This is a genomic window from Streptomyces sp. FH025, from assembly GCF_017427025.1.
GTDB lineage: Bacteria > Actinomycetota > Actinomycetes > Streptomycetales > Streptomycetaceae > Kitasatospora.
On sequence record NZ_JAFLNG010000387.1, the window covers coordinates 1 to 7,479 of the forward strand.

Annotated in this window: 6 protein-coding genes; all 6 read left to right on the forward strand. The window is 72.9% G+C overall.

Annotated features, from left to right (window positions below; all coding sequences use genetic code 11):
• Nucleotides 1-897: carbohydrate ABC transporter permease (locus J0670_RS39465; protein ID WP_243437457.1), on the forward strand; the 897-nt coding region annotated here is incomplete at its 5' end.
• Nucleotides 898-902: 5 nt separating this feature from the next.
• Nucleotides 903-1,760, forward strand: a complete 858-nt coding sequence (locus J0670_RS39470; RefSeq protein WP_243437458.1) for a carbohydrate ABC transporter permease — start codon at nucleotides 903-905, stop codon at nucleotides 1,758-1,760.
• Nucleotides 1,761-1,810: 50 nt separating this feature from the next.
• Entirely contained in the window at nucleotides 1,811-3,274 is a 1,464-nt protein-coding gene (locus tag J0670_RS24495; protein WP_207813816.1) for a GH1 family beta-glucosidase, read from the forward strand.
• 119 nt (nucleotides 3,275-3,393) lie between these two features.
• Nucleotides 3,394-4,398 carry a LacI family DNA-binding transcriptional regulator gene (locus tag J0670_RS24500; protein ID WP_207813817.1) on the forward strand — a complete coding sequence of 335 codons (1,005 nt, stop codon included), beginning with the start codon at nucleotides 3,394-3,396 and terminating at the stop codon, nucleotides 4,396-4,398.
• 181 nt (nucleotides 4,399-4,579) lie between these two features.
• Nucleotides 4,580-5,560 (forward strand): GlxA family transcriptional regulator, encoded by a 981-nt coding sequence (locus J0670_RS24505; RefSeq protein ID WP_307806669.1) that lies wholly within the window; start codon nucleotides 4,580-4,582, stop codon nucleotides 5,558-5,560.
• Between the two features lie 162 nt (nucleotides 5,561-5,722).
• The gene (locus tag J0670_RS24510) at nucleotides 5,723-7,126 is read left to right on the forward strand and encodes a DJ-1/PfpI family protein (protein ID WP_207813818.1); all 1,404 of its coding nucleotides are present in this window, start codon (nucleotides 5,723-5,725) and stop codon (nucleotides 7,124-7,126) included.
• Nucleotides 7,127-7,479 lie beyond the last annotated feature (353 nt).

Below are 7,479 nucleotides of genomic sequence, written 5' to 3' on the forward strand. Positions count from 1 at the left end.
CGGTGGGACCTGAAGGCATCGCCGTACCTGTACGTCGCGCCGTTCTTCGTCTGCTTCCTCGCGTTCGGCCTGTTCCCGCTGGTCTACACGGGATGGGTGTCGCTGCACAGCGTCGACCTGCAGACGTCCGACCAGATGCAGTGGCGCGGCTTCGACAACTACACCCGGATGCTCCACGACGACCTGTTCTGGAACGCCCTGCGCAACACCCTCACCATCGGCGTGCTGTCCACCGTGCCGCAGCTGCTGATGGCCCTGGGCCTGGCCCACCTCCTCAACTACCGCCTGCGCGGACGGGGCTTCTTCCGGATCGCGATGCTCGCGCCCTACGCGACCTCCATCGCCGCGGCGACCCTGGTGTTCACGCTGCTGTTCGGGCGGGACTACGGGATGATCAACTGGCTGCTGGGCCAGCTGGGCCTCGGGCCCGTCGACTGGGAGGGCGGCACCTGGAGCTCCCAGATCGCCATCTCGGTGATCGTCACCTGGCGCTGGACCGGCTACAACGCCCTCATCTACCTCGCCGCCATGCAGGCCGTCCCGCACGACCTGTACGAGGCGGCGGCACTCGACGGCGCCAACCGCTGGCAGCAGTTCCGGCACGTCACGGTGCCGTCCATCCGGCCCACCATCCTGTTCACCGTCGTGGTCTCCAGCATCGGGGCCACCCAACTCTTCGGCGAGCCCCTGCTGTTCGGCGGTGGAGCGACCGGCCACAGCGGCGGCTCGGCCCACCAGTACCAGACCCTCGGGCTCTACCTGTACGACCAGGGCTGGTACGCCTTCCACCTCGGCCGGGCGGCCGCCGTGGCCTGGACGATGCTGCTGATCCTGCTGGCCATCGGCGCGCTCAACCTCGCCCTGGTCCGCGTCCGCCGCGCCCGGAACGGGAGTTGATCCCGATGGCCCGAATCCCCGCACGGCGCGCCGGAGCGCGCGGCCTCACCGGAGCCGGACCGTTCACGTACACGGTGCTGATCGTCGTCGCCGTCCTCTCCCTCTTCCCCCTGTACTGGACCCTGGTCGGCGCCTCGACCTCCGGTGGCCGGATCGCGCAGACCCCGCCTCCCCTGCTTCCCGGCGGGAGCCTGTGGCACAACCTCGACATCGCCTGGAACCAGGTGCACATGGGCCAGGCGCTGCTCAACTCGGTGGTGGTGGCGAGCTGCGTGACCGCCAGCACCGTGCTGTTCGCGACGCTGGCCGGTTTCGCCTTCGCCAAACTGCCGTTCCGGGGCCGCAACGCCCTGCTGAGCCTGGTGGTGGCGACCATGGCGGTGCCCGCCCAGCTGAGCGTCATCCCGCTCTACCAGATCATGGCCGACCTGCACTGGACCGACCAGCTGCAGTCGGTGATCCTGCCCAACCTGGTGGCCGCGTTCGGCGTGTTCTTCATGCGGCAGTTCCTGTCCGAGGCGCTGCCGATCGAACTCGTCGAGGCGGCCCGGGTGGACGGCGCGAGCAGCCTGCGGATCCTGTGGAGCGTGGTGCTGCCGATCGCCCGGCCCGGGATGGCCGTGCTCGGCATGCTGGTCTTCGTGCAGTCCTGGAACGACTTCTTCTGGCCTCTGATCGCGCTGAGCCAGAGCAATCCCACCGTCCAGGTCGCGCTGGCCGGTCTCGGCGGCGGCTCCTACGACTCCGACCAGGCCGTCATCCTCACCGGCTCACTGCTCGGGACGGCACCGCTGCTGCTGGTGTTCGCCCTCCTCGGCCGGCAGGTCGTCGGCGGCATCACCGCCGGCGCCGTCAAGAACTGATGTCCAGTCAATTCTTCTTCTGCGCACCACCTGACGTGGAAAGGACAGCCATGACTACCGCCCCTGAAAAGGCGTCCCCGACCGAGACCTCCCCCGCCGCCTTCCCCGCCGCCTTCCTCTGGGGAGCCGCGACGGCGGCGTACCAGATCGAGGGGGCCGTCGACGTGGACGGCCGGGCCCCCTCGATCTGGGACACCTTCAGCCGGACGCCGGGGCGCATCGCCGGCGGCGACACCGGCGACCGCGCCACCGAGCACTACCACCGCTACCGGCAGGACGTCCGGCTGATGGCCGAACTCGGGCTGGGCGCCTACCGGTTCTCGGTGTCCTGGTCCCGGGTGCAGCCGACCGGGCGCGGACCGGCCCTCGAACGCGGCCTGGACTTCTACCGGCGCCTGGTGGACGAGCTGCTGGAGCACGGCATCGAGCCCGCGGCCACGCTCTACCACTGGGACCTGCCACAGGAGTTGGAGGACGCCGGAGGCTGGCCGACCCGCGACACCGCGCATCGGTTCGCGGACTACGCCGCGCTGGTGGCGGACGCGCTCGGGGACCGGGTGGGCATCTGGACCACCCTCAACGAGCCCTGGTGCTCGGCCTTCCTCGGCTACGGCTCCGGGGTGCACGCTCCCGGCCGTACCGACTGGGCGGCCGCCCTGCGCGCGGCCCACCACCTCAACCTCGGCCACGGCCTCGCCGTCGGGGTGCTGCGCGAGTCACTGCCCCGGAACGCCCGGATCGCCGTGTCGCTCAACCTGCACGAGGTGCGGCCGCTCACCGAGTCCGCCGCGGACCGCGAGGCCGCCCGCCGGATCGACGCGGTGGGCAACCGCGTCTTCACCGGCCCCATGCTGGACGGCGGTTACCCCGACGACCTGCTCGCCGACACCAAGCACCTGGTCGACTGGCCCGCGCTGGTCCACGACGGCGACCTGGCCGAGATAGCCCGGCCGATCGACCTGCTGGGCGTCAACTACTACACCCCCACCGTGGTGTCGGCCCTGCCGGACGGACAGGCCCCGGATGCCGCGGCGGCGAGCGAGGCGGGCCACGGCGACGGCGCCCAGACCCCCTTCGCCGGCTGCGCCGACGTGCTCTTCCACCGCGCGCCCGGCCCACGCACCGCGATGGGATGGCCGATCGACCCCACCGGCCTGTCCGACATGCTGCTGCGCATCCACCGCGAGCACCCCGGGCTGCCGCTGATGGTCACCGAGAACGGCGCCGCCTTCGAGGACCTCCTCACGCCGCAGGGCGCCGTGCACGACCCGCAGCGCATCGACTACCTGCACGGGCATCTCGACGCCATCCGGCGGGCGATCGCCGCCGGCGCGGACGTGCGGGGCTACTTCCTCTGGTCGCTGATGGACAACTTCGAGTGGGCGTACGGCTACGGCAAGCGCTTCGGCCTGTACTACGTGGACTTCGCCACCCAGGCCCGGACCGCCAAGGACAGTGCCCACTGGTACGCGGAGGTGATCCGCCGGGGCGTGCTGCCCGACCCGCTCGGGTGAGGGTGTCGAATCCCTTGACGCTAGTCGTTCGTCCGATCAAGCTGGCGGGGGTGGTGGGCCGGAGCGGGCGCCGAGTCGTGGTGCGGTTCCCGTGTCGAGGATCGAGCCAGGACGGCCCCATGCCCCAGTCCATGCAGAGCGACGACCCCGCCCCGACGCTGGCCGAGGTTGCCCGTCGCGCCGGCGTCTCCACCGCGACCGCCTCCCGGGTGCTGAACCGTTCCGCTCCGGTCTCCGCCGACGTGGCGGCCCGGGTGGAACTCGCGGCGCGCGAGCTCGCGTACGTCCGCCGCCGGGCGCCCAGCGCCCGGCGGACGGGCGTGGTGGCCGTCGTGGTCTTCGCCGATCCGCTGCAGTACCACGCGGACGCCTTCCCGGTACGGCTGCTGGCCGGGCTGCGCCGCTCCCTGCCAGGTGCGGAACGGGAGTTGGCCGTCTTCACGGTGCCCAGGCGCTCCCGGCGCCCGCCCCTGGTGCGCTTCCTGTGCGGCGGCCACGTCGACGGCGTCCTGCTGGTCGGGCCCTGGGGGGACACCGCGCTCGCCCGGCTGCTGCACGCGGCCAGGGTGCCCGTGGTGTCGCTGGGCCGGCCTCCGGAACCGGGCACGGTGGCGTTCGTGGACGCGGACAACCTGGCCGGCGCCCGGGAGGCGGTGCGGCGGCTGTGCGCGTCCGGGCGCCGCTCGGTGGCCACCATCGCCGGGCCGCCGGACACCGCCGCCGGCGCGGACCGGCTGGCCGGCTACCGGCAGGCGGTGGCCGCGGCGGCCGCGACCCGGCCCGTCGTGGCGTACGGCGACTTCAGCACGGCCTCCGGCGAGCACGCGATGCAACGGCTGCTCGACCAGTGCCCCGGGCTGAACGCGGTGTTCGCCGCCTCCGACCAGATGGCCGCGGGAGCCCTCAGGACCTTGCGGCGGCACGGCCTGCGGGTGCCCGAGGACGTGGCGCTGATCGGCTTCGACGACGCCCCAGTCGCGGCGCGCTGCCGCCCGGGCCTGACCACCGTCCGCCAGCCGGTGGAGGAACTCGGCTCCCGGGCGCTGGAGTTGCTGCTGCGCAACCCGGCACAGGGCGAATCGCTGGTACTCCCCACCCGGCTCGTCGTCCGGGCCTCGGGCTGACACGCCGCACCCGTTCCACCTGGCGGTCATGCCGGGCGTCGCCCCGTACGCCTTTCCGGGGGTCGGCCTGGTCATCGCGCCGATCTTCCCCACCGGCCTGCCTGGGCGATGACCGGATCCGTCCGCTCCCCGGCACTCGGAGCCCTCGTGGCGGGTGCCCGGGGCTGGCTACGGTGGCCGGGTGAGCGATACGAGGAACGCGATGACCGGGCGGGTGGTGGTGCTGGTGCTGCCCGAGGTCAACCTGCTGGATCTCGCCGGCCCCGTGCAGGTCTTCGACGCCGCCGCCCATCTGGGCGCCGGCTACCGGCTCGAGTACGCCGGTGAGACGGAGGGCCTGCGGTCCGCGCAGGGCCTGCTGCTGGCGGGGCTGTCGCCGCTGCCGACGACCCGGGCCGGGGCGGGGGACCTGGTCCTCGTCCCCGGGCCCCGGCTGACCGGATCCGACCGCCTGGTGGCACCCGCCGTGGTGCGGTGGGTGCGGGAGGCCCATGCGGCGGGCGCCCGGGTGGCGTCGGTGTGCACCGGCGCCGCTCTCCTCGGGGAAGCGGGGCTGCTGGACGGCCGCACGTGCACCACGCACTGGTCGCTGACCTCGGCGATGCGCGAACGCTACCCACGGGCCCAGGTCCGCGACGCGGCCCTGTACGTCCACGACGGCAGGATCAGCACCAGTGCGGGCATCTCCGCGGGGATCGATCTGGCGCTCTCCCTCGTCGAACGGGACCACGGCCCCGAACTCGCCGCAGGGGTCGCGCGCGAGCTGGTGCTGTACCTGCGACGCGACGGGGACACCGCACAGATCAGCCCGTTCCTCCGGTACCGCAACCACGTCCAGCCCGCGGTGCACCGGGTACAGGACCATCTGGCACAGCACCTGGACGGCGCCTTCACCCTTCGGGAACTCGCCGGGGTGGCGAACCTCTCCCCGCGCGGTCTGACCCGGGCGTTCACCACCGCCACCGGTGTCACCCCGCTCGCCTACCAGCGGCAGCTGCGTCTCGAGCGGGCCCGCGCGCTGCTGGCCGACACCGACCTGACGGTCGAGGCGGTGGCGGCTCGCTGCGGCTTCCGCGACGCACGGCACCTGCGCCGGCTGGTCACCGACGCCTTCGGGGTCCCGCCCTCGCGGCTGCGGGCCCACCTGCGGCCGACCGGCTGAAGGACCGACCGCCGGGCCGGTCCGCGCTTCTCCCCGCCCGCCTCCGTCCCCTTCCGTCCGACGTCACTTCCCCATCTTCACTTCTCCGCCTTCACTTCTCCGTCTTCACCAGGGCCGACGGCACAGTGCTGCCGATCCGTGCCCGGATTGTCGAGGTATGTCATGTCCGAGTTGGGCAAGCCCCGCCGGATCGCGCGCCGTGCCGGCTGGATCCTCCTGGGCACGGCGCTGTCCACCGCGTCGTTCGCGGGGATCGCCTTCGCCGGGGTGAGCGCGTCGATGGCCGACAGTTTCGCCCCCGCTCCGCCGGGGTCGGCGGCCCGGTCCTGGCCTGCCGCCCGAGCGGTGCCCGGGGACCGCATCACCGTGGCGGTCGCGGTCAGCAACGAGGGCTCCGTCGCCACCGACGTGCTCGCGCCCTACCAGGTGCTCGCGGAGGCCGAGAAGATGTTCGTCTACACCGTGGCCGCCGAACGCCGGGTCTCCCCGCTGTCCGGCGGGGCCCACCTGCTGCCCGACCACACGCTGGCCGAGGTGGCGAACGGCACCGTGCCGGAGCCCGACGTCGTGGTCGTCCCCGCGGTGACCGACCCGACCGGCGCGGGCGAGGAACAGCTGCGCCGGTGGATCGTCGAACGCCACCGCAAGGGTGCCCGGGTGCTCGGAGTGTGCGCGGGCTCCGAGCTGCTCGCGGCGTCCGGCCTGCTCGACGGCCGCGAGGCCACCTCGTTCTGGTCCAACATCGACTCGCTGGAACGCGGTTTCCCGCAGGTCCACTGGCAGCGCGGCCTGCGCTACGTCGAGGACGGACGGGTGACCACCACCGCGGGCGTCACCTCCGGCACGGTCGGTGCCCTGCGCATCGTCGAGGAGCTGGTCGGCAAGGCCGAGGCCGACCGCATCGGCACCGGCCTGTCGTACCCGGGCTGGACCCTGGACGGCCCCACCTCGATCCCGGCCAACCACCTCGGCCCCGGCGACCTGCCGTACGCCCTCAACGCCGCCTTCCCCTGGCTGCGCCCCACCACGGGCATCGGCCTGCCCGACGGCGTCGACGAGATCGACGCCGCCGCTGCCTTCGAGGTCTACGGCGGTGTCTCCTTCGCCGCCCGGACGGTCGTGATCGGCGAACGCGACACCGTCACCACCCGGCACGGTCTGGTCCTCGTCACCCGGTCGGCCGCCGGAGGCCCGTCCGGAGTGGACCGCTTCGTGGTGCCCGGCGTCGCCGATGCCGGCGCCGTCGGTGCGCCGCTGCACGACTGGGCCCGCCGCCACGGGCTCGCCGTCGACCTGCCCGGCGGGGGACGGCGGCCCGGGGAGTTCGGCTTCGACCCGGTGCTGCGGGACCTCGCCGAACACGGTGACCGCCGCACGGCCCTGACCACGGCGAAGTTCTCCGAGTACCCCTCGGCGCACCTCGAATTGACCGGCGCGGCCTGGCCCTTGCGGTCCACCCTGCTGGCCGCAGCGGCTGCCGCCCTGAGCATCGGCGTGGGGCTGGCGCCCCTCGCGATCCGGCGGGCGGCACGGCGCCGGCGGCCCTCGACGGCGCGGGTGTCCTGACCCCGCTGTCGCGGCGGTGCGGCCCGGCACGCCTCCGAAACTTTCGAAGAGACTGCCTCTTGCACGTTTACCCAATGGCATAGAAGTGAGTGCGGACACAGTAGGGCCCCGCCCTTCATCTACCCCTGAGGGGTCTGGCCAGTGACTTTGCAAGCAGGGGCGGAAACGAGCATGGCCGACACTTTTGGCTTCTTTGTCGAAAGTGTTGACAGCCCGTCGAGCGCAGGCCAACACTGTCGCCGTCGACAGCTGCGAATGGCCGGCCCAGGCTCCGGCTCCACGTCGCAGGTCACCAACCCGCTCCGGACGGAGCGATGTTGATGGCACGTCGGCTCTCTGCGTCGCCGTGCGGT